This window comes from Chryseobacterium scophthalmum (assembly GCF_900143185.1).
Taxonomy (GTDB): Bacteria; Bacteroidota; Bacteroidia; order Flavobacteriales; family Weeksellaceae; genus Chryseobacterium; species Chryseobacterium scophthalmum.
Genome location: NZ_FSRQ01000001.1, coordinates 293,036 through 314,205, shown reverse-complemented (window position 1 = coordinate 314,205; position 21,170 = coordinate 293,036). Strand labels below are relative to the sequence as shown.

At 33.8% G+C, this 21,170-nt stretch carries 20 protein-coding genes; 6 read left to right on the top strand and 14 right to left on the bottom strand.

Annotated features, from left to right (window positions below):
- Positions 1-91: 91 nt before the first annotated feature.
- From BUR17_RS01315 to nhaA, 3 genes are all read left to right on the top strand, one after another.
- The gene (locus BUR17_RS01315; protein WP_074228205.1) at positions 92-457 is read left to right on the top strand and encodes a hypothetical protein; all 366 of its coding nucleotides are present in this window, start codon (positions 92-94) and stop codon (positions 455-457) included.
- 121 nt (positions 458-578) lie between these two features.
- Positions 579-2,783 (top strand): RelA/SpoT family protein, encoded by a 2,205-nt coding sequence (locus BUR17_RS01310; protein WP_074228204.1) that lies wholly within the window; start codon positions 579-581, stop codon positions 2,781-2,783.
- An 11-nt stretch (positions 2,784-2,794) separates the two neighbouring features.
- Positions 2,795-3,988, top strand: coding sequence for a Na+/H+ antiporter NhaA (nhaA, locus tag BUR17_RS01305; protein ID WP_074228203.1), 1,194 nt, complete (start codon positions 2,795-2,797; stop codon positions 3,986-3,988).
- Here the strand turns inward: nhaA and BUR17_RS01300 are convergent.
- The gene (locus tag BUR17_RS01300) at positions 3,975-4,349 is read right to left on the bottom strand and encodes a hypothetical protein (protein WP_143747504.1); all 375 of its coding nucleotides are present in this window, start codon (positions 4,347-4,349) and stop codon (positions 3,975-3,977) included. The genes nhaA and BUR17_RS01300 overlap by 14 nt on opposite strands.
- 1 nt (position 4,350) lies before the next feature.
- Entirely contained in the window at positions 4,351-5,361 is a 1,011-nt protein-coding gene (locus BUR17_RS01295) for a YihY/virulence factor BrkB family protein (protein ID WP_084550335.1), read from the bottom strand.
- Positions 5,362-5,392: 31 nt separating this feature from the next.
- Between BUR17_RS01295 and BUR17_RS01290 the strand changes: the two genes are divergently transcribed.
- Positions 5,393-5,866: a 23S rRNA (pseudouridine(1915)-N(3))-methyltransferase RlmH gene (locus BUR17_RS01290; RefSeq protein ID WP_074228201.1), complete on the top strand. Its 474-nt coding sequence runs from the start codon at positions 5,393-5,395 to the stop codon at positions 5,864-5,866.
- Here the strand turns inward: BUR17_RS01290 and BUR17_RS01285 are convergent, their stop codons facing one another.
- The 7 genes from BUR17_RS01285 to secD form a co-directional block, all read right to left on the bottom strand.
- A complete protein-coding gene (locus BUR17_RS01285) occupies positions 5,867-6,193 on the bottom strand; it encodes a hypothetical protein (RefSeq protein WP_074228200.1) in 327 nt (108 codons plus the stop codon).
- Between the two features lie 210 nt (positions 6,194-6,403).
- Complete coding sequence (locus tag BUR17_RS01280) at positions 6,404-6,859, bottom strand: tRNA (cytidine(34)-2'-O)-methyltransferase (RefSeq protein ID WP_074228199.1); 456 nt, start codon at positions 6,857-6,859, stop codon at positions 6,404-6,406.
- Positions 6,860-7,020: 161 nt separating this feature from the next.
- Positions 7,021-7,836 (bottom strand): tetratricopeptide repeat protein, encoded by an 816-nt coding sequence (locus tag BUR17_RS01275; RefSeq protein WP_074228198.1) that lies wholly within the window; start codon positions 7,834-7,836, stop codon positions 7,021-7,023.
- On the bottom strand, positions 7,833-8,399 hold the full coding sequence (locus BUR17_RS01270; protein ID WP_074228197.1) for a phosphatase PAP2 family protein: 567 nt from the start codon (positions 8,397-8,399) through the stop codon (positions 7,833-7,835). Before BUR17_RS01270 ends, BUR17_RS01275 begins: the two co-directional genes overlap by 4 nt.
- A gap of 3 nt (positions 8,400-8,402) precedes the next feature.
- Entirely contained in the window at positions 8,403-8,738 is a 336-nt protein-coding gene (locus BUR17_RS01265) for a Sec-independent protein translocase subunit TatA/TatB (protein WP_074228196.1), read from the bottom strand.
- Between the two features lie 60 nt (positions 8,739-8,798).
- Complete coding sequence (locus BUR17_RS01260; RefSeq protein ID WP_074228195.1) at positions 8,799-10,016, bottom strand: TCR/Tet family MFS transporter; 1,218 nt, start codon at positions 10,014-10,016, stop codon at positions 8,799-8,801.
- Positions 10,017-10,386: 370 nt separating this feature from the next.
- Positions 10,387-13,284 (bottom strand): protein translocase subunit SecD, encoded by a 2,898-nt coding sequence (secD, locus tag BUR17_RS01255; RefSeq protein WP_074228194.1) that lies wholly within the window; start codon positions 13,282-13,284, stop codon positions 10,387-10,389.
- Positions 13,285-13,492: 208 nt separating this feature from the next.
- Between secD and BUR17_RS01250 the strand changes: the two genes are divergently transcribed.
- Both BUR17_RS01250 and BUR17_RS01245 read left to right on the top strand, forming a co-directional pair.
- Positions 13,493-14,854 carry a PQQ-dependent sugar dehydrogenase gene (locus BUR17_RS01250; RefSeq protein ID WP_074228193.1) on the top strand — a complete coding sequence of 454 codons (1,362 nt, stop codon included), beginning with the start codon at positions 13,493-13,495 and terminating at the stop codon, positions 14,852-14,854.
- 169 nt (positions 14,855-15,023) lie between these two features.
- The gene (locus BUR17_RS01245; RefSeq protein ID WP_074228192.1) at positions 15,024-15,527 is read left to right on the top strand and encodes a hypothetical protein; all 504 of its coding nucleotides are present in this window, start codon (positions 15,024-15,026) and stop codon (positions 15,525-15,527) included.
- 103 nt (positions 15,528-15,630) lie between these two features.
- On the opposite strand, the gene hemN is transcribed toward BUR17_RS01245, so the two are convergent.
- The 5 genes from hemN to BUR17_RS01220 all read right to left on the bottom strand — a co-directional run bounded on the left by hemN (position 15,631) and on the right by BUR17_RS01220 (position 21,102).
- Positions 15,631-16,989, bottom strand: coding sequence for an oxygen-independent coproporphyrinogen III oxidase (gene hemN / locus BUR17_RS01240; RefSeq protein ID WP_074228191.1), 1,359 nt, complete (start codon positions 16,987-16,989; stop codon positions 15,631-15,633).
- Positions 16,990-17,082: 93 nt separating this feature from the next.
- Complete coding sequence (locus BUR17_RS01235) at positions 17,083-17,994, bottom strand: sialate O-acetylesterase (RefSeq protein WP_074228190.1); 912 nt, start codon at positions 17,992-17,994, stop codon at positions 17,083-17,085.
- Between the two features lie 90 nt (positions 17,995-18,084).
- Positions 18,085-18,483, bottom strand: coding sequence for a hypothetical protein (locus BUR17_RS01230; protein WP_074228189.1), 399 nt, complete (start codon positions 18,481-18,483; stop codon positions 18,085-18,087).
- A 3-nt stretch (positions 18,484-18,486) separates the two neighbouring features.
- Positions 18,487-19,530: a WD40/YVTN/BNR-like repeat-containing protein gene (locus BUR17_RS01225; protein ID WP_074228188.1), complete on the bottom strand. Its 1,044-nt coding sequence runs from the start codon at positions 19,528-19,530 to the stop codon at positions 18,487-18,489.
- 63 nt (positions 19,531-19,593) lie between these two features.
- Positions 19,594-21,102: an APC family permease gene (locus BUR17_RS01220; protein ID WP_074228187.1), complete on the bottom strand. Its 1,509-nt coding sequence runs from the start codon at positions 21,100-21,102 to the stop codon at positions 19,594-19,596.
- Between the last annotated feature and the right edge of the window lie 68 nt (positions 21,103-21,170).

Here is a 21,170-nt window from a genome sequence, read left to right as displayed (position 1 = left end):
TGAAATAAAATATTATAAATTTTATTAAATTTTTAATAAACATATTGAAAATATTTCTATCTTTAGATAACAAATACAAAACAATATTACTATGTCAAGCATCTTAGCAGGATTATTTGGACCGCACAGTGATTACAAAAAACTCGAGAAGGAAATTGAAGGTTTAGGATTCTTAGATTCCGAGTACATTGTGTACCTTAGTGACGATCATCATAACTCCCAATACTTGGCGAGTGTAGAAATAAAAAACAGAGATTTAACCGAAAAAGTGAGGCATATCTTTGATGAAAACCATGTACATAAAACCTATTTATTTGAAAATATGAGCATCGACCAGGCTTCTTACGTGAAGTTAAAAAGTTTGATTGAGGCACGGAGCAAAGCTGAAATTCACAGCAGTCCGGATGTAAGAATAAAAGTACAACACGACGGAATAAATTCTGAAGTGAAAGCTTAGCATTAAAAACTAAAAACTTATAACCGAATCCGCGGAATTTATTTCTGCGGATTTTTAGTTTTATAAATCGACCAATCATAATATTTTTCGTATTTTCGTTTAAACAAAGCCTTTTACACAGATGAGTTACGATTTGGAACAAGAAAATAAAGAAATCTCTGCGAGGTATAAAGACCTGATTTCTAATACATATAGAACTTTGGATGAAGAAAATAATAAACTCATCCGAAAGGCTTTTGATATTGCTCTTGATGCTCACAAAGATCAAAGAAGAAAATCTGGTGAACCCTACATTTATCATCCTATTGCTGTTGCTAAAATTGTTGCGACAGAAATCGGTTTAGGAGCTTCATCAATTGCCTGTGCGCTTTTACACGATGTTATAGAAGATTCTGAATACACTTACGAAGATCTGAAAAAGATTTTTGGAGAAAGAATCGCCGGTGTTGTCAACGGATTGACGAAGATTTCTATCATGAATCATCAGAATATTTCTGTACAGTCTGAAAACTACAGAAAATTGCTATTGACGCTTTCTGAAGATTTCCGTGTGATTCTTATTAAAATTGCAGACCGACTTCACAATATGCGAACGTTGCAAAGCATGGCGCCCGATAAACAGAAAAAAATTGCTTCTGAAACGGTTTACATTTATGCACCGATGGCTCACAGATTGGGATTGTACAACATCAAATCTGAGCTTGAAGATTTATCTTTAAAATATAATAATCCTGAAGTTTATAATGAAATCACCGAGAAACTGGAATTGGAAAAAGAAAGCCGAATTCGCTACATCGATGAGTTTACCAAAGAAGTTTCTGAAAGATTAAAAGATGAAGGTTTAAATGTAAGTATAAAAGGCCGTGCAAAAGCCATCTCTTCTATTTACAGAAAAATGCTTAAACAGGGCGTTTCTTTTGAAGAGGTTTTTGATAATTATGCAATCCGGATTATTTATAAATCTGATGCAAAGAATGAAAAGTTCCTTGCTTGGAAAATTTATTCTATCGTTACAGACGTTTATCACAGTAATCCATCGAGAATGCGTGACTGGATTACGCAACCCCGTTCTACAGGATATGAAAGTTTACATTTAACTGTTCTGGGTCCTGATCGAAAGTGGATTGAAGTACAGATCCGTTCTGAAAGAATGGATGATATTGCCGAAAAAGGAGTTGCCGCTCATTACAAATACAAAGAAGGTTACAAACAAAGTAACGATGACAGAAATTTTGAAAAATGGGTTACCGAAATACGTGATGTACTCGAGCAACAGCAGAATCTTACAACTTCTGAACTTTTAGATAATATTAAACTCAATTTATATTCTAAAGAAGTTTTTGTATTTACTCCAAAAGGTGAGATTAAAATTCTTCCGACCAATGCAACGGCTTTAGATTTTGCTTTTTCTGTGCACTCGGATTTAGGAATGAAATGTTTAGGAGCGAAAATCAACGGAAAATTGGTTCCTATTTCGTACGTTCTTCAAAACGGTGATCAGGTAGACATTCTTTCATCTCAAAATCAAAAACCAAAGTTTGACTGGCTTGATTTTGTAGTGACTTCAAAGGCAAAATCAAAAATTAAAAGTTATCTTAATTCTGAGAAAAACTCATTCGTAGAAGAAGGAAAAGAGATTTTACAAAGAAAACTTCGTCATGCAAAAATTAATTTTAATGATGAGGAAATCAATAAACTTCAGAAGTTTTTCAACCTTAAATCTTCTCAGGAACTGTTCTTAAAATTCCAAACTAACGAATTGGATGCAAGCAGTTTAAGGAAATATATTGAAAGTAAAAATGTTTTCAATAATCTACTTTCGAGATTTAAGAGAAATACCAATAAAAACCAGCATTACGAAGAGCCGAAAGAAATCAATCTCGATATGATTGTTTTTGGGAAAGATGAAGAAAAGCTCAATTACAGTTATGCAAAATGCTGTACGGTAATTCCTGGAGACAAAATCTTCGGTTTCATTACGATTTCAGACGGAATTAAAGTTCACAGCGACAATTGTCCGAATGCGATTAATCTTCGTGCACAATATGATTATCGTGTAATTCCTGCAAAATGGGTGAATGAAGAAAGCTTTAAAAACCGTATTAAAATTGAGATTGAGGGTCTAGACAGAATGGGAATGATCAACGACATCACCACCGTAATTAGTGGTGCAATGGGAATGGACATGAAAAGTATGTCGATTGAATCTAACAACGGAATTTTCACAGGAAATATCAACTTAGAAGTAAAACATAAAGGTCAGCTTGAAGAAACATTCAAAAAATTAAAGGCAATCGACGGAATTTCAAGAATCAGACGTATTTAAAAATAAAAAAAATGATGCTGACCCAGTATTTTAAAAAATTTTTTCAAAGCAATCAATCATCCGGAGTTTTACTCATCTTATGTGTGGTTTTTGCATTAATTATTGCAAACTCATCCTTAGGAACTGGTTTTCAGCAATTTTTAGATTTTCAATTAGGTTCTGAAGATTTACATTTAAAATATCCTATAAGTATTTGGATAAATGATGGTTTGATGGCAGTTTTCTTTCTTTTAGTGGGATTGGAAATTAAAAGAGAATTGGTAGAAGGCGAACTTTCATCTTTTAAAAATGCTTCGCTACCAATTTTCGCAGCAATCGGTGGAATGTTGGTTCCTGCGGTTATTTATACTGCATTTAATTTCGGAACGGATTACGGCAACGGATGGGGAATTCCGATGGCGACCGATATTGCCTTTTCGTTGGCCATTATTTCAATGTTGGGAAAAAAAGTTCCGGCTTCGCTAAAGATTTTTCTGGCAGCTTTGGCAATTGTAGATGATTTGGGTGCTATTTTGGTGATTGCGATTTTTTATACCGAACAAATTCACTGGATCTATCTTTTGCTTTCTTTCGGTATTGTTGCGGTTTTATTTCTTTTAAATTACCTGAAAGTTACAAAACTGATTTTCTATATCGTTCCGGGAATATTTTTATGGTATTTCCTGCATCATTCAGGAATTCACGCAACGATTGCAGGAGTTTTATTGGCTTTTACGATTCCAACTAATGTTTCTAAAACAAAAATATCACCTTTAGAAAAACTTGAACATTCGCTGCATTTCCCGGTAAGCTTTATTATCATGCCGATTTTCGCATTGACCAATACTAATATTGCCTTTAACAGCAGTATGGTCGATGGATTATTCAACAGTTTAGGATTGGGAATAATTGGCGGACTTGTTTTGGGTAAACTGATAGGAATTAATCTGTTCTCATTAATTGCCATAAAACTAAAAATCAGTTCACTTCCACAACGCTCTTCATGGAATCAGATGATCGGCGTCGGTCTTTTAGCGGGAATAGGCTTCACAATGTCAATATTCATCGCCCTGCTTTCTTTTAAACATGAAATATCTTTTCAGGATGAAGCTAAATTTGCCATTCTGATTGCTTCATTTATCGCTGCAGTTTCCGGATATTTGATTTTAAATTTCAGTGCAAAGAAAAAGAGAGTAAAAAAACACAGGAAGATCAGTTCTTCTTAACGGTCCAATTTCCTTTAAGGCTGCCCATTTCCCAAGTCCCCATCTTCGAATTAAGATTACCAATCAACATAAAACCTGATGGCGCTCTGTTGGTGGTATTGAAAGATGCATTGATAAAACCTGTAAGATAGCTTTCGCTAGAATTCAGGGTGTTTCTTGTTATTTCTATTGTGCCTTTTTCACTAACATTAATGATCAGGTTTCCATTCACATCTCCGGTATAAGTTCCTGTGTAAGTTCCTCGGTATGGTGAAACAGCATTCTGTTCTTGTTTATTTTCATAAATCTGATCGACAACATCTTCACACGATTGTAAAGTCAAAAGAGACATTATCATCAATACTGTTGAAATACATTTCATTCTAGCTTTCTTTTTTCTCATAAGGTCTTTTGTGTTCATCATCACTTTCCAGATTAGGTTCAGAATTTTGAGAATGATAATTTTTCGCCTCTCTTTTTATTTCGTCTGAAAGCAATTTTTCTATTCTTAATTTTCTCAATGCCATGTTCAGTTCGTTCCCGAAAAGCAAAAGATAAACATTTACATTCACCCAAACCATCAATAAAATCATACTTCCGATGGAACCGTAAAGTACGTTATAACGGGCAATATTCTTCACATATAAAGCAAAGAAATACGTGGTAACAACAAACAAAACAGTCGTAAGAATTGCTCCAGGAATCGCCTGTCTGAATCTGATAATCTTTACCGTTCCCAACCAATAAAACATCGCCAAAAGGATAAAATAAAAGAGCGGAAACGATACAAAACCAATGATTTTAGAAAGGTTTCTTACGAGCCAGGAAACGTCATAAGACGGTGTAAACAGTTTGAGTACAACTTCCACATAATAAACCCCGAAAAGCGCTAAAAATATGATACTTACGAAACCAATCGTAATAAAAAAAGAAAGAATAAATTCTTTTACATCAGTCAGTTTTTCTTCTGAGTTTTCATTGAATCCATTAATTAAAGAGAAAGTACCGTTTGTGGCAAAAACAAGAGCTACAAGAATCGTTAAATTACTGATTCCCTTCATGTTTGGGATAATATTATCTTCAATATAATTTCTTACATCTCCTTCGATATTAGACGGGAAAATATTATGCATTAAAACTTCAAAAATATAGAACTGAAGCTTATCATAATGTGGCATATACGGAATTACCGAAAGTAAGAAGAGTAAAAAAGGAAATAAACTTAAGGTAAAACTCCATGAAATACTGGCTGCTTTTCGTCCTATATTACCTTTAAAAATTCCTGAAATATAGATTTGAAACATCTGCCAAAGCGATATTCCGAGTACCGGAAGATGGATGTCGTCTAGAAATTCTTGAAATTTCACGATAAATTTAGGAATTTTTAAAGCCATAAAGTATATTTGCGCTTAGCAAATATAAGAAATGCGAATCAGTTTAGTTTGTATTGGGAAAACAGATGACAAAGAAATTACATCTTTAATCGGTTATTACCTTACCCGCCTTCCAAAACACTGGAATTTTGAGATTACAGAAATTCCGGATGTAAAAAATGCCAAAAATCTTTCTTCGGATCTTCTCAAAAAAGAAGAAGCCAAATTATTTTTAAATCAAATCGATAAAAATGATCTGGTCATTCTTCTTGATGAAAAAGGAAAACAATTTACCAGCCGCGAATTTTCAAACAAAATAGATTTCTGGATGAATTCTTCAGTGAAAAAAGTTCACATTCTGATCGGTGGAGCGTATGGTTTTTCGGATGAGATCTACAGCAGGGCCAACGAAAAAATGTCATTATCTAAAATGACATTTACGCATCAGATGATCCGGCTTTTTATTGTTGAGCAGCTTTACAGAGCCGATCAGATCTTACAAGGAAAACCATATCATAACGATTAACTATTTTGTAGTAACCGAAATAATTTCTTTGATCCCTTTTTCTCTGAACTTTTTCTTTACAGAATCATCTAAAAGTACTTTTACCCCTTTTACATCCTCCCCTTTAAGTTCTTTAAGAGCTTCAAGTGAGCTTTCATTTTTATTAATAAGAATAAGAGTAGTAGTTTTTAATTCAGGAGATGCTTCGTGTCTTTTAACCGTATTTCCTAATAGTGAATTGGTATTGATAGCAAGTTCATTTTTAGTTTCCTGAGCAAAAGCAGTATTCGAAATTGCTAAGGTCATTACAAAAGCTGTTGATAAAATAAGTCTAGAAAGTGTTTTCATAATTTAAATAATTCTTTACTAAGTGATATTTTACAAATATACACAAGGCTTTTAATAAAATTTAAATTTTATTATTATTTAACTATAATTTACAATTTCTAGGTATATCCGTTTTTATTAATGATCCATAACTGAACGCAAAGGCAAACAGAGAAATTGCAGATAAGCATTAAATTTTAGATCCAAAATAAAATTACAACATTTGTAAAACTATTTTTTTAAGGTGATCTGTCTTTTCGCCTCTCCTACTACAAATGCAACCGAATTGGCGATATTAAAGCTTCTTATCAATTTAGACATTGGAATGGTCAAATGATTTTCGAAACGGTCTAAAACATCTTTACTCAAACCTTTACTCTCTTTTCCGAAAACCAACCAATCTCCGTCCTGAAAATCAATTTCCAAATAAGATTTTTCAGCATGTGAACTCATCAGAAACACACGAGACAAGTCGGGAATATTTTTCATCCATTCATCAACATTTTCATATTCTGTAACATCGAGATGAACCCAATAATCTAAACCTGACCGTTTCAGGTTTTTATCATCAATCAAAAATCCAAAAGGATGTATTAAATGTAATCTGCTTTCGGTTCCTACACACAATCTTCCGATATTTCCGGTATTATTAGGGATTTCTGGTTCTACAAGAACAATATTTAACATGAATTTTTTAATTTAATTAGAGCTTAATTTTTTAACGCAAAGCTCGCAAAGATTTTATTTAATTATAAACGTTTTTAAGTTCGCAAAGGCGTTTGACTGCGTCGAATCTTCGATTTCACTCAGCTAAGAAACGAAAAGATATATTTCTTTAAAAAATAAGTCTATTTTTTCGTACATTTTCCTGCAAACTCTGTCAATAAAGCTTTTTCGTGACCCAATGCAGCCGCTTTATCTAGATTGGAGCAAGCTTCTTTATCTTTTGCAGATTCAAACAAAATGGTTGCTTTTGTGACATAAGACTGCGAAAATTTAGGATCAATAGAAATGGCTTTATTGATGTCTGCTAAAGCTTCTTTTGATTTTTTCATTTTCAGATAAACATCTGCTCTTCCATTGTAAAGCAAAGACTCAGGTTTCTCAGTGAGCATTAGGTTGTAATCTTTAAGAGCACCTTCAAGATCTCCGTTATTTTTTTTAAGATTGGCTAATGCTGTTCTTGCCAAAATATTGTCGGGAGCAAAAGTGAGAATTTGTTTTAGATCTGCCATCGCCAAATCTTTTTTACCTAAATTATTGTAAATCTTAGATCGAATTAAATAAATTTCAGCATTTTCAGGTTCAAGCATTACTCCTGTATTGGCGTATTCTAAAGCTTTGGTACGATTTCCTTTTTGATTATGTAAAGATGCCAAATTTTCATAAACAGCAATAGATTTAGGATTTGATTTTAAAGCAGATTCATAAGATTTAAAAGCCAAAGTTGTTTTGCCTAATCTTCTTTGTGAAGTTCCTAAATTAACGTAATAGTCTGACTGATATTTCTGAATATGTTCCGAAAGCACCAATTTTGAATATTGCTCTTCAGCACATTGGTAATCGGCTTTTTTAAAACATTCTTCAGCTATTTTTTTATCCTGAGCAGACAGAAAGTTAAGAGATGTAAGTACTACGCTAAGAACGAGTAAATGTTTTTTCATGGGTTTATAGTTTGTTTATTGATTACTTTTTTTGCGAGCATAGCAAAAAGCCCTCCCAATAAAGTTCCAACAAACGCCCCTACCAAAATATCTACCGGGAAATGTACTCCTAAATATATACGGCTGTACGCTACTACTGCAGCCCAGACAAATATAGCATAAGGAAACCATTTAAGTTTATCTTTCAATAAAAAACTTAAATAGCTTGCTAAAAAGAAAGTATTTGAAGCATGTGCAGAGTAAAAACCATATTGCCCGCCACATTTTACAATACGCATAACGTTTTGAAGTGAAGGGTCATGACAAGGTCTCAATCTTGCAACACCATATTTAAAAATCCCTGAAACCTGATCAGAAACAGTCACTCCAATTGCAATGAAAAGGAGAATATACAGCAGAGATTTTAATTTGAAATTTTTGTACAGAAGATAACAGAGAATCACATACAACGGAACCCAGATCCAGGTTGCAGAAATCATCATCCAAAACTGGTCAAAAGGAGTATCCCCTAAATTGTTAAGATAAAGGAATAGATTTTTATCTTCCTGAATAATTTCTTCCATATTTTAACGGCTTACCGGTCCTTCGTAAGTTTCATCATCTGCAGGTTTTACTTTTGGTAATTCGGTTGCAGAAGGCTGTTCCTTTAAAATATTTTCTTCGATGTTCTTCATCGGGTTAAAATCTTTTGCAGCATCTTTCACTTTTTCGATTTCACGCTTTATTTCAGAAACAGGATTATCTGTCTCTTTCATGATCTCAGTTTTGATGTCTTCTACTGCGCCACGCATTTTTCTCACTCCCGCTCCAAGGTCGCGAGCAATTTGGGGTAGTTTATCCGGACCAAATAAAACTACAATTGCAATGGCAATAAGTGCCATTTCTCCAATGCTTAATTCCATGGTGCTAAATTACAAAAGATTATATATATAAAATATGATATGTTTAATTTTAAATAAATTTTAAGATTTATTTTTCTGAAAAGCATAATAAGTAATCACAACGCTTACAGACATCAATATAAATGCTAAAAAGAAAGGTGCTCCGGAAAACTTAAATGGCGCTTCATCATGGGTGAAAAAGTAAAATAAATTGGTCATTACAGGTGGACCTATAATGGATGTTGCACTCATTAAACTGGTTAAAGCTCCCTGCAATTCTCCCTGTTCGTTTGAAGGAACCGATTTTGTAATCACAGACTGCAAAGCAGGGCCGCAAATTCCACCCAGACAATAAGGAATTAAAAAGACAAACATCATCCAACCTTCAGATGCGAATGAGAACAGCAGCAATCCTATTGCGTATAATATCAATCCGTAATAAATACTTTTTTGCTCGCCCAACTTTGGAGTTGTCCATCGGATTAAAACTCCTTGAACCAAACCTACCAAAAGACCGACGACACCTAAAGAAATACCGACCATTCTTTCTGTCCAGTCAAATTCATACATTGTAAAGAAACTCCAGTTACTTTGTACTGCATGACCAGCAATATAAATTAAAATTAAAGCAAAGATTAAACCTGAAATTTCAGGATGTTTCCCTAAAAACTTGAATGAACCTACAGGATTTGCACGTTTCCAGCTAAACTCGCGCCTTTTATCTTTATCTAAACTTTCAGGAAGGATGAAATAACCATAAAGGAAATTTAAAAGACATAAGCCTGCTGCAGCATAAAACGGAACTCTTGCTCCATAATGACCTAAAACACCTCCTAAAACTGGACCAATAATAAAACCTAAGCCAAATGCGGCACCAATTAAACCGAAGTTTTTAGCTCTGTCTTTATCTGTAGAAATATCGGCAATGTATGCACTTGCTGTAGTAACACTCGCTCCGGTAATTCCTGCAATGATTCTTCCTATAAACAGCCATAAAATAGTTGGAGCCAAAGCAAGCAAAATATAATCAATGGCAAAACCAAAAAGTGAAATCAAAATAATCGGTCTTCGCCCAAATTTGTCACTCAAATTTCCTACAACCGGAGAAAAAACAAACTGAACGAAAGCATAAGCAAAACCGAGCCAGCCTCCATATTTTGCAGCTTCACTGATGTCTGCATGAATCAGTTCTTTGATCAGTTGCGGAACTACAGGAATGATGATTCCCCATCCCGTTATATCTATCAGCAATGTGATAAATATAAAACTCATTGCTGCTTTCTTTTTTGAATTTTCCATTGTTGTTGCAAAAATAAGGAAATCGGGAAAAATATTCGTGTTAAATTAATGAATTGTTGTTGGTTGATAGTTGATGGTTTTTGGTTGATGGAATAACTGTTTTAGTTTTAATTAAAATCAAATTATGCATATCCGTTTTACATCATAATAAAAATTTTAACGCAAAGAGCGCAAAGATTTCTTTAAACAATTCGCTGTTTTTAAGCTCGCAAATGCGTTTGACTTCGTCTAATCTTCGATTTCACTTAGATAAGCACACAAAGATTTTTTTAATATGACAAAAAGCGGATAATCATTAATCAAATTTAAAAGTCATAAAAAAAGAGCCTTTCGTTTGAAAGGCTCTTTAATATATTTAATGTAGTTGATATTACTTTGTAGCAAGCAATTCTTTATCTGAAGAAGATTTACCGTGTACGTCTTCTTCTTTTCCTGTTTTAAGGAAATCGTAAGCAATTGCCGATGCAATGAAGATGGATGAATAAGCTCCAAATCCAATACCGATTAACAATGCAAACATAAATCCTCTCAAGTTGTCTCCACCAAAGATGAAGATCGCAAGAATTACAAGTAAAGTGGTAAATGTAGTGTTGAACGTTCTACCTAAAGTACTAGAAATTGCATCATCAAACAATCCTGATAAAGTAAGCGCTTTCTTCTCTCTCAGGTATTCTCTAATTCTATCGAAGATAATTACGGTATCGTTGATTGAGTAACCCAATACTGTAAGAATTGCCGCGATAAAATCTTGGTTAACCTCCATGTTGAAAGGCATTACCGAATGGAATAACGAGAACGCACCCAAGATAATGATCGCATCATGTAATAGTGCCGCAACAGCACCCAATGAAAACTGCCATTTTCTAAATCTCACCAAAATATAGATGAAAATACCCGCCAAAGCAGCAACAACTGCAAGAGTACCGTGTGTCTGAATATCATCAGCAACAGAAGGTCCTACTTTTTCAGAAGAGATAATACCTGCGTGATCTGTATCTGCAGATTTAAATTCTTCTAAAGTCATGTTTGCAGGAAGGTTTGGTTTTAAACCTTCAAATAGTTTTTGCTCAATAGTCTGGTCAGCTTTCAATGATTCGTCATTGATAAGGTAATCTGTAGAGATTTTAAGCTGATTGTTGTTTCCGAAAGTTTTAGCTTCTACAGAAGAGTTTTTACCATCCTGAGTCGTGAAAACTTTAACCAAACCATTTTCAATATCTTCTGCATTTACTTCTTTATCAAATCTTACAACGTAGTTTCTACCACCCGTAAAATCGATACCAAATTTAAATCCGTTAACGAAAATTGATCCTAAAGAGATTACCGTTAAAATTGCAGAAAGAATATATGAATATTTTCTTTTTCCAATAAAATCGATCCAAGTATTTCTGAATAAGTTTTTCGTTGGAGGAGTCCAAACTGAAAGACTTTTACCTTTATTTAATCTATGGAAGATCATTACTCTTGAAAGTAAGATTGAGGTAAACAATGTCATTACAGCACCAATCAATAACGTCAATGCGAATCCTTTGATAGGACCTGTTCCGAAGAAGAACAATACTACCGCCGTCAAAATCATCGTTAAGTGACCATCAATAATTGCATTCAATGCATGTTTGAAACCATCTTTGTACGCTTCAAGAATATTTTTACCTGCAAATAATTCTTCTTTCGTTCTTTCGTAAATAATTACGTTGGTATCTACCGCCATCGCCATTGAAAGTACAATACCCGCAATACCAGGAAGCGTTAATGTAAAGTCTCCGGAATCCATAATTCCGAAAATGTAGAATAAGTTGATGATCATTGCAATTACTGCATAAACTCCCGCTAAACCGTAGTAGAAAATGATATATGCAATAATGATTAAGAATGCGATAGAGAATGACATCACTCCTGCATCAATAGACTCCTGTCCTAAAGATGGACCTACTTGTGTAGCCTGTACTACTTTTGCACCTGCAGGTAATTTACCCGCTCCTAAAACGTCTACCAATTCTTTAGCTTCTTCCTGAGAGAAGTTACCAGAGATTTGAGTTCTACCGTTAGGAATTGCACCCTGTACATTTGGCGCAGTATATACCCTGTTATCTAAAGTTACAGCAACCGGTTTTCCTACGTTTTTCTCAGTAAGAGTTTTCCAATCTTTAGCACCTTTAGAATCCATTTGCATATCTACCACTACTCTACTCAATTCATCGTAACCGATGTTTGCAGTTTCTACAGCACCGTCTACCGGAGCTTTTTGGTTGATATTACCTCTTACAGCATATAGAACCAAGCTTTTTTCATCTGTAGATTCTGGCTTGTAACCCCACATAAACTGGGTATATTTAATATTTGCAGGACGTAAAGACTGCGCAATTTTACTGTTTAAGATCTTGTTTACTTTTGCAGTATCTGTCAGTTTCACACTTCCTACAGAGCTCATGCTTCCAGATTTCCCTCCTTGCATTAAGTTTAGGAAATTAGTATTTTTAGCAACTCCCATAGAGTCACCTTTTGCAGCAACTGTAGCACTTAAAGTCTGGAAATAAGGTGCAACCTCAGCAAACTGCTGTACTTCCCAAAACTGAAGTTTTGCAGAAGTCTGAAGCATTTTCTTTACCTTATCGATATCTTTCATACCCGGCATTTCTACAGAGATTCTTGCCGTTCCCGGAACTCTCTGTACGTTTGGCTGGATAGCTCCCAATTTATCAATTCTGGTTCTGATTACTTCAAAAGCTGTACCTACAGAAAGATCAATTCTTTTCTTAACGATGCTTTTTACCTGCTCATCAGTGGTGTTGAATTTAATCTCAGAAAGATTAGTGTTTCCGAAGATTTCAGGATCTGCAAGTTTAAGGTTTGCGCCTTTTGCTTTGTTTACGGCATCAAACTCAACAAAGAAATTGTCGATATAAGATTTTGTAGAGTTTTTCTGAGCTTCATCTGTTCTGTTAAGAGCCTCAATAAGAATAGGATTGGTAGAATAATTAGTTAAATCATTCACCAAATCTCTCTGATTGATTTCCAAAAGAACGTTGATCCCCCCTTTCAGGTCAAGACCTAGCTTCATTTCTTTGTCTTTTGCCTTAGCATAAGAAAGTTCTGTAAACCCAAGATTTAAAGTTTCATCCTTTAATCTCTGGATTTCTTTCTCGTTTCCGTTCGCAGCTTCGATTTGCGATTCAATTTTGCCGGCGTACCAGGTTGGTAATAGCTCATTTAAGCAAATTAACCCTAGTACAATAGCAACAATTGTAATAAGTCCTTTTCCTTGCATTTTGTTATAACTACGTTAAATTAAGTCGGCAAATATAATGATTTTATTGATATTTTATGAACTTTTGGCAACAGAAATGGTTTATTTTCAGATATATCGGCAATCTTATTTTAATGATATTTTATGGCTAATTTTATTAAATATTAAAAATAAGTATTGGTACGAAATTTTCATTTGAACTTTACAACACCTTAAATTTCAAAATATTATGAGAAGACTATTACTTTCAATAGCATTATTCTCTTCCTTAACAGTACAATCTCAAAGTTTTGTTCTGGAAGAATTTGCAACCGGGCTTACAAGTCCCGTAGAGATTACCAACGCAAACGACAGCCGTCTTTTCGTAGTACAACAGAATGGAATCATTAAGATCATACAACCCAACGGAACCGTGAATGTTACAGACTTTCTTAATATTAGCAATAAAATAAATTTCGGTGGAGAAAGAGGTCTTTTAGGCTTAGCTTTCCATCCACAATATCTTACTAACGGCTATTTTTTCGTGTATTATAACAACACAGCCGGAAATATTATCGTAGCAAGGTATTCTGTGAATACAACCAATCCGAATACTGCTGATCCTAATTCAGAAAAAATTATTTTAAATATTCCAAAACCTTTTGCCAATCATAATGGTGGAAGCATCCATTTTGCTCCTGACGGAAATTTGTGGGTTGTAACGGGCGACGGCGGAAGTAGTGGTGATCCCAATAATAATGCTCAAAACAAAAATTCATTATTAGGAAAGCTTTTAAGAATTGATATTAATTCTGCAGGAGCTTACAATATTCCTACCGGAAATCCTTTTATTGGTGTAGATGGCTCAGATGAAATTTGGTCTTACGGTTTAAGAAATGCGTGGAAATATTCTTTTGACTTAACCAGCGGAAACGTAATGATTGCTGATGTAGGACAAGGATTATTTGAAGAAATCAACAGAATGCCGATAACGCAGGCTGGAATTAATTATGGATGGAGATGTTATGAAGGAAATAATGATTACAATACAAGCGGTTGTGCAGCTTCTTCAACGATGACGTTTCCAGTAGCTGTTTATGATCATTCCGGAAACAAATGTTCCATTACCGGAGGCTATGTTTATCGTGGAACACAAAATCCTTCTTTACAGGGAAAATACTTTTTTGCAGATTACTGTTCTTCGCAAATCGGTACAATGGATCCTAACAATTCAATTTCTTGGACGACACCTTTTACCGGAAATAATTTTTCAACTTTCGGACAAGACAATCTTAAAGAACTTTATGTAGCTGCTGTAAATAATGGTAAAATTTACAAGATTAAAACAACAACTTTAGGAGTTCAGGATGCTACATTCAGTCAAGTCAGAGTTTATCCAAATCCTGCATCAGAAAGAATTTTTGTGGATGGATTAAAGGGTAATAACAATATTGCTGAAATTTTCAGTACCGAAGGAAGAAAAGTTTTAGACGAAACAAAATTCGATTCTGAAAATAGTATTAACATCTCGGGAATTCCTGCAGGAGTTTACTACATCAATATTAAATCGGGAGATTTTAAATCTTACAGTCAGAAAATAATTATTAAATAGATAAGTTGATTGTTAAAAAATCATCCTTCATTCATTTTTAGTTCCCATTTATTTTTTAAATTAGTTTCAATGAAAAAAGCATCGGTTAAAATTGTTTGAAAATAGGTTTTCCAACAATTTTAACCGATACTGTATCATTTTTTGTAATATTATTGAAAAATTTGAAAAGATGAAATTAAGAGAAAATGAAAAAATTATAGAAGAGATAGAGCATTCTAATAGAATTCCATTTAGATTGGAAGATATGTTAACCATTCCATTTTTTATTGGTTTTTCGTTTGTTGTTACATTTATATTATCCCAATCAATTGAATCAAGAAAAGATGTAATATATTATTTAATCTATCCAATGATGATTTTATTTGCAATTTTCATGACTCTTGGAAGAATATTTATAAGATGGTATAAAACAAAGACAAGTCGATTTTATATTTCAAATCAAAGAATAATTTTTACGGACAAAACAGGTAAGCTCATTGATAAATCATTCAAATTGGAAAACTTAGAGATTAGTTATAGAGAAGACTTATACGGGAGTGGATATATAATAATTGGAAAACCAGAACCCTTGATTCAAGGAAGAGGTATTAATTTTTTTGAAGACCAAGATGTAATGTATAACGTTTATAGAGTAAAAGAAATTTTCAATAAAATAAATTTTGCGAAAATATAAATTCTTTTTGTAAAATGGCAAATTGAAAATCTATTCTTGTCTGTTATTAACCTTATCAAACATAAATGCATAAAAAAGCGATTCAGAAATGAATCGCTTTTTGTTATATAGTCATTGAAAAAATTCTGGTTTCGGGTTTGTTTCTCAACATTCTGAGATCAAAAACCATCGCTACATTTCTTGTGAAAGCTCTTCCTTTTTCCGTTATTTTTATTTGATTGTGGTTAATTTCAACCAATTCATCACGTTCCATTTCCTGAAGCATATCAAAAGCATTCTCAAGCTCTGGAATGGCATCTTTATTTTCAAAAGTAGTTTCCAATTGGCACATTAAATTTAGAATATGTCTTCTGATCGAGAGATCTTCTTCATTCAGAACATGCCCTTTCACTACAGGAATTTCACCCTCTTCAACTATTTTTTGATATTCTTCAACTGTTTTTACATTTTGAGCAAAAGCATACCAAGAATCTGAGATAGAACTCATCCCCAAACCAATCATCAGTTGAGTTTTGCTTGAAGAATATCCCATAAAATTACGATGAATATCTCCTGAAATCATAGATTTATACAGTTCATCTTCTTCAAGAGAAAAATGATCCATCCCGACTTCTCTATATCCTAATTCTTCCAATAATTTTTTGCCATCTTCATATAATCTGCGTTTCTCTTCACCGCTTGGCAAATCGTTTTCATCAAAACCTCTTTGCCCCACTCCTTTTATCCATGGAACATGAGCGTAAGAATAATAAGCAAGACGATCCGGTTTTAGCTCTAAAGTTTTATGAATGGTAAGAGCCATACTTTCCCAATTAGAATGTGGTAAACCATACACTAAATCGTGAGAAATACTTGTATACCCAATTTCTCTAGCCCATTCTGTAACATTTTTTACATTTTCGAAAGGCTGAATTCTGTTAATGGCTTTTTGAACTTTCAAATCATAATCCTGCACCCCAAAACTGGCTCTTCTGAATCCTAAATCAAATAAAGTCTGAAGATGCTCTCTTGTTGTATTATTGGGGTGACCTTCAAAAGAAAATTCAGGATGTTTTGCAATTTCAACCGTATCAAAAATTCCCTGCAATAAGGTTTTTAGATTTTGTGGAGAAAAAAACGTGGGTGTTCCGCCTCCTAAATGCAATTCTTTTAACTTTGGCTTTTCATTAAATAATTGAAGATAAAGCATCCATTCTTTTAAAACACTTTCAAGATAAGGAACTTCTACACTGTGTTGCTTTGTAATACGTTTATGACAAGCGCAAAAAGTACACAATGCTTCACAGAAAGGAAGATGAATGTATATTGAAATTCCCTCTGCCGAATTGCTTTCATTGAAAGATTTTATCACACTTGATTTCCATTTTTCCGGAGAAAAAGTAGATTCGTCCCAATACGGAACAGTGGGATAAGATGTATAGCGCGGACCAGGAATATTATATTTATCGATTAACGAATTCATTTGATACTTTATATTTTTTCTAAACTGATGAAATTGTTGAATTTCATTCTGCAAAATTAACCAATACTTCTGAATTAGAGACCATGAATTATATTAGTCTTTCTTTTCGAAATTTATAATGAGTCTAAATACCTCTTCCGCAAAATTCTTTCCCAAATCGATATAACCCGCACTGTCATAATGCCATGGGTCGTTTCCATAATTGTATTTTTGGGTAGAACGAACAATTGCAGCGTTTTTATCATCGCGAACAAATTTCTCCTGAGCATACTGTACCAACTCTCCCATCGGCCAGACTTTTCCTTTTTCATTTTTCCCGGAATCTGAAATTTTTCCAATCACAACCGGTAGATCATCAGTGCGTAAAGCAGCCCGCATCTGATTCATCAAAGTTTTCAGATGAGCGTAATAATTATTGGCAATTTCTTCGTTGTAGCTTGCATCTCCTTCACCTTGCATCCAAAGAATTCCGGACATTTGTAATTCGTCTGTTTTTCCGTTTCCGTCAATATCTTTTTCGTTTAAAGCATTTTTTACGGTTTTCAGAAAATAGTCATATTGATTCAGTCCGTTTTTCCCGTGATAATCTGAATCCCAACAGCCGAAACTTCCTGTCGCAAGACTGTCTATGGAAGTACCTTCTCTCGCATATTTGATCAACGCAATTTTATCATTCGGAAAAAGTTCTTTCATTCTTTTTACGAAAGTCATTTCCAAACCAAATCGGTCTGAAAGTGTATTGGTTTTTCCATCAGTTTTAAAACCTGTTCCGTTTCCGGCTTTCAAAACATCCCATTTTCCTGTTCCGCCATTCTTTTCTCCGTCAGGAACAGAATTCCCCTGGAAAATATAAACATCTTTAATGGTTTTCAGATCATTTGAAAGGTCTTTATTATATCCGAAACCATTCATATTAGACTGACCCGCCAAAATAAAAACCCTTATTTTTTGAGTATAAAAAAATGCAGGAATTAATAAAAAAAGAAATATTTTAAAGTTTTTCATGTGAAAAATTTAATCAAAATTAAATGTTAGAAAAGTTTTAACTATGATTATATAAGAGAAATGTTCTATGATGAAATTTAAAAATTCAAATTATCTATTATCCAACCAATGAGGTTTGGGAACAGATTCTACAAAAAATTTCCATTCTTCTAAAATCAATAAAAAGTCAGCAATGGAAACAACAACCTCTCTTCCTCCTGTATTAAATATAACAACAGCTGGATTAGGCGGGAAATTTCTTACTTCGATAGATTCTGCATCATGATAACCCCAAATATTGTAATCTTTAAATTCAAAAGAATAATCTAATGAAATTATCTCATCTTTTATGTGATTAATAAGTTTTAATCCGTTTGGTTCTAAAAAGCTTGCAATTTCATGGTTTAAAGGATTTCCGTTAATATTTGAAACTCCAATAGATGGTCTTCTTGTAAAACCCCGCATTTCGGAAACCGAAAAAGTTAAATTATATTTTTTTGCAATATTCATTGTCTAAAATTTCAGTTTCATTAAGGAAATTTTATCTTTCCCGGCAAAAACTACAGTATTTCCATCTACCCATTTGCAAACGTAAAACCCTTTTTCATCGGAAATTTTTTTCCATGTTTTTCCAAAGTCTGAAGAATAACTGATGTGTTGATCGCCTACAGAGATTATTTCTTTACCTTTTGAATTAGGTTTTATTTGTACACAGGTTGTATATCCTGCGTTTTTTCCTGATGCCTGAATTTGCCAGGTTTTTCCGCCGTCATTTGTGGTTGCAATATTATTGACATTGGCTTCCTGTTTTGTGTAATCGCCACCAACAGCAATTCCAAAATTCTGATTGGCAAAATCAATAGAATACATTCCCTGAGCCGATTCTCCCTGAACGAAAGGTGTTTTATAGACGTTTGATTTTAAGGTAGTATAATCTATCTTAATAATTCTTGAGCTTTTCCCTCCAGTTGCGATCCAGATATTAGTTCCCTGCTGAGCAATATTGGTGTTACTTGCAGCAAAAGCTGCTTCACCTTCATTTAATTTTATGATATTAAAGCCTTCTCTTTTGGTGAGTGTATTGAAATCTAAAACAGAATTTAATTTTGGCATTATAAAAGATAATTTCAGATTCAAATCTTTTGCGGGATCGCTGAACGTAACTCCATGCTCATCATTTACAAAAATGAATGCATCATAAAATGCCGTTTTCAAGGTATCTGTATAAATATTTACAACCGAAAGATCTTTTTTATCTATTCTAAAAAAATGAGCCGGGCTTTCAATATTGATCGCATAAAAAGCGTCTTTGTTTTGTGCTAATGTTCTAAACTGTAATTTCTTTTCAGACAGCTTGATCTGTTTTTGAGTTTTATTATTTTTTAAATCAACAAAACCGAATTTAGAATCCGTTCCGCTGTACCAGACTTTATTATCGTACAATTCGATGGATCTGATGCTTATTTTATCATTTAAAATAGTTTCAAAACTTTCGATTTTTTGAGAAAACATCAATAAACCAATCGTAGAAAATAATAAAGTGAAAATCTTTTTCATAATAACAAAAATAAAAAATCCGCAGAAGATTAAACTGCGGATTGTAAAATATATATTTAAAATTTATTTTTCGATAAATTCATCATAACCACCCTTGTTCAGTACACTATTTCGTTTACCATACAGGAAGTAAATTAGAAGTCCTAAAGCCAACCAGCCAATTGCCATGTAAATTGCAGTTGCTTCAAGATTAATGATCAAGTAAATATTGATCAAAATTCCTAAAGATGCTACTACAGGAAGCATTGGTGTTTTGAAACCTCTTTTTAATTCCGGTTTTCTAACTCTTAATAACCACACTGCAAAACAAACCATTGTAAAAGCGAATAAAGTCCCAAAACTACACATATGTACCAAAGTACTGATTGGTGTAAGTGCCGCAACAGTAGCTACAATTAAGCCTAAAAGGATCGTATTTTTATAAGGAGTTTTTCTCACTGGGTGAATTTCTTTGAACATTCCCGGAAGAAGACCATCTTTTGCCATTCCTAAGAAAATCCTAGACTGTCCTAACATCATTACCAACAATACAGAAATCAATCCGATAGTAGCTGCAACAGTGATCAAAATTACAGCCCAATCCATTCCTGTCGCTTTTTCAAAAGCAATCGCAACCGGAGCAGTTAGAGCATCAGGAATAGATCCGAAATCTTTATAATTCATCATTCCAGTTAATACAAGTGACATCAAAATATATAATGCTGTACAAACCAATAATGAAGTAATAATTGCGAAAGGAATATCTTTTCTAGGGTTTTTAGCTTCCGCAGCTTGAGTAGAAACTGCATCAAAACCGATATAAGCAAAAAATACTGCGGCTGCACCGGCAATAATACCGTTGAAACCATAAGCTGGTCCCATTTTTCCATCAGACTGAAGAATCATTTTTTCGTCCGGAATAAATGGTGTAAGATTATCCATATTGATAAACAAAGCTCCAACAACGATTACAAAAACTACAACAGAAGTTTTTAAAATTACAATCATATTGTTTGCACCTGCAGCTTCTTTAGTACCTTTTACCAAAATCGCAGTAACAATCAAAACAATGATAAATGCAGGTAAATTGAATGCGAAATTTGGTTCTGCTAATTTATGAGCTATTGCATATTGCTTTGCCGTAGCGAAATCATTGGTGAGATAATAAGGCAATTCTACATTAATGATTTTCAAAAATTTATTAAAATATCCAGACCAGGAAACCGCCACCGTCATAGAACCCATTGCGTACTCCAATACCAATCCCCAACCGATAAGCCAGGCAAAAACTTCACCTACTGTTCCGTATGCATAAGCATAAGCAGAACCTTCAACAGGCAATAACGCTGCAAACTCTGCATAACAGAGTGCCGCAAATATACAGGCAATCCCTGCAACAACGAATGATAAAGCTAAAGCAGGACCCGCATGATAGTAAGCTCCGGTACCTGTAAGTACAAAAATTCCACCTCCGATAATCGCACCGATACCAATGGCTGTAAGGCTCCATTTCCCAAGAACCCTCTTAAGCTCACTCTTTTTCATATCGGCCTCATAGGCTCCTAATGGTTTTGTTTTCCAAATATTTGACATATTGTTTTCTTTGTTTTAAAGATTTACGAAAATATAAAAAATTTGGAGACCTTAACATTTATTGACAA

Excerpts from the sequence above, each read along its gene's own strand:
- BUR17_RS01310 (WP_074228204.1), top strand. The coding sequence starts at position 579 with ATGAGTTACGATTTGGAACAAGAAAATAAAGAAATCTCTGCGAGGTAT.
- BUR17_RS01235 (WP_074228190.1), bottom strand. The coding sequence starts at position 17,994 with ATGAAAAACTTTAAAATATTTCTTTTTTTATTAATTCCTGCATTTTTT.
- BUR17_RS01275 (WP_074228198.1), bottom strand. The coding sequence starts at position 7,836 with ATGAAAAAACATTTACTCGTTCTTAGCGTAGTACTTACATCTCTTAAC.
- BUR17_RS01285 (WP_074228200.1), bottom strand. The coding sequence starts at position 6,193 with ATGAAAACACTTTCTAGACTTATTTTATCAACAGCTTTTGTAATGACC.
- BUR17_RS01280 (WP_074228199.1), bottom strand. The coding sequence starts at position 6,859 with ATGTTAAATATTGTTCTTGTAGAACCAGAAATCCCTAATAATACCGGA.
- BUR17_RS01245 (WP_074228192.1), top strand. The coding sequence starts at position 15,024 with ATGAAATTAAGAGAAAATGAAAAAATTATAGAAGAGATAGAGCATTCT.
- secD (WP_074228194.1), bottom strand. The coding sequence starts at position 13,284 with ATGCAAGGAAAAGGACTTATTACAATTGTTGCTATTGTACTAGGGTTA.
- BUR17_RS01290 (WP_074228201.1), top strand. The coding sequence starts at position 5,393 with ATGCGAATCAGTTTAGTTTGTATTGGGAAAACAGATGACAAAGAAATT.
- BUR17_RS01300 (WP_143747504.1), bottom strand. The coding sequence starts at position 4,349 with ATGAAATGTATTTCAACAGTATTGATGATAATGTCTCTTTTGACTTTA.
- BUR17_RS01220 (WP_074228187.1), bottom strand. The coding sequence starts at position 21,102 with ATGTCAAATATTTGGAAAACAAAACCATTAGGAGCCTATGAGGCCGAT.
- BUR17_RS01265 (WP_074228196.1), bottom strand. The coding sequence starts at position 8,738 with ATGGAATTAAGCATTGGAGAAATGGCACTTATTGCCATTGCAATTGTA.
- nhaA (WP_074228203.1), top strand. The coding sequence starts at position 2,795 with ATGATGCTGACCCAGTATTTTAAAAAATTTTTTCAAAGCAATCAATCA.
- BUR17_RS01270 (WP_074228197.1), bottom strand. The coding sequence starts at position 8,399 with ATGGAAGAAATTATTCAGGAAGATAAAAATCTATTCCTTTATCTTAAC.
- BUR17_RS01315 (WP_074228205.1), top strand. The coding sequence starts at position 92 with ATGTCAAGCATCTTAGCAGGATTATTTGGACCGCACAGTGATTACAAA.
- BUR17_RS01230 (WP_074228189.1), bottom strand. The coding sequence starts at position 18,483 with ATGAATATTGCAAAAAAATATAATTTAACTTTTTCGGTTTCCGAAATG.
- BUR17_RS01260 (WP_074228195.1), bottom strand. The coding sequence starts at position 10,016 with ATGGAAAATTCAAAAAAGAAAGCAGCAATGAGTTTTATATTTATCACA.
- hemN (WP_074228191.1), bottom strand. The coding sequence starts at position 16,989 with ATGAATTCGTTAATCGATAAATATAATATTCCTGGTCCGCGCTATACA.
- BUR17_RS01250 (WP_074228193.1), top strand. The coding sequence starts at position 13,493 with ATGAGAAGACTATTACTTTCAATAGCATTATTCTCTTCCTTAACAGTA.
- BUR17_RS01295 (WP_084550335.1), bottom strand. The coding sequence starts at position 5,361 with ATGGCTTTAAAAATTCCTAAATTTATCGTGAAATTTCAAGAATTTCTA.
- BUR17_RS01225 (WP_074228188.1), bottom strand. The coding sequence starts at position 19,530 with ATGAAAAAGATTTTCACTTTATTATTTTCTACGATTGGTTTATTGATG.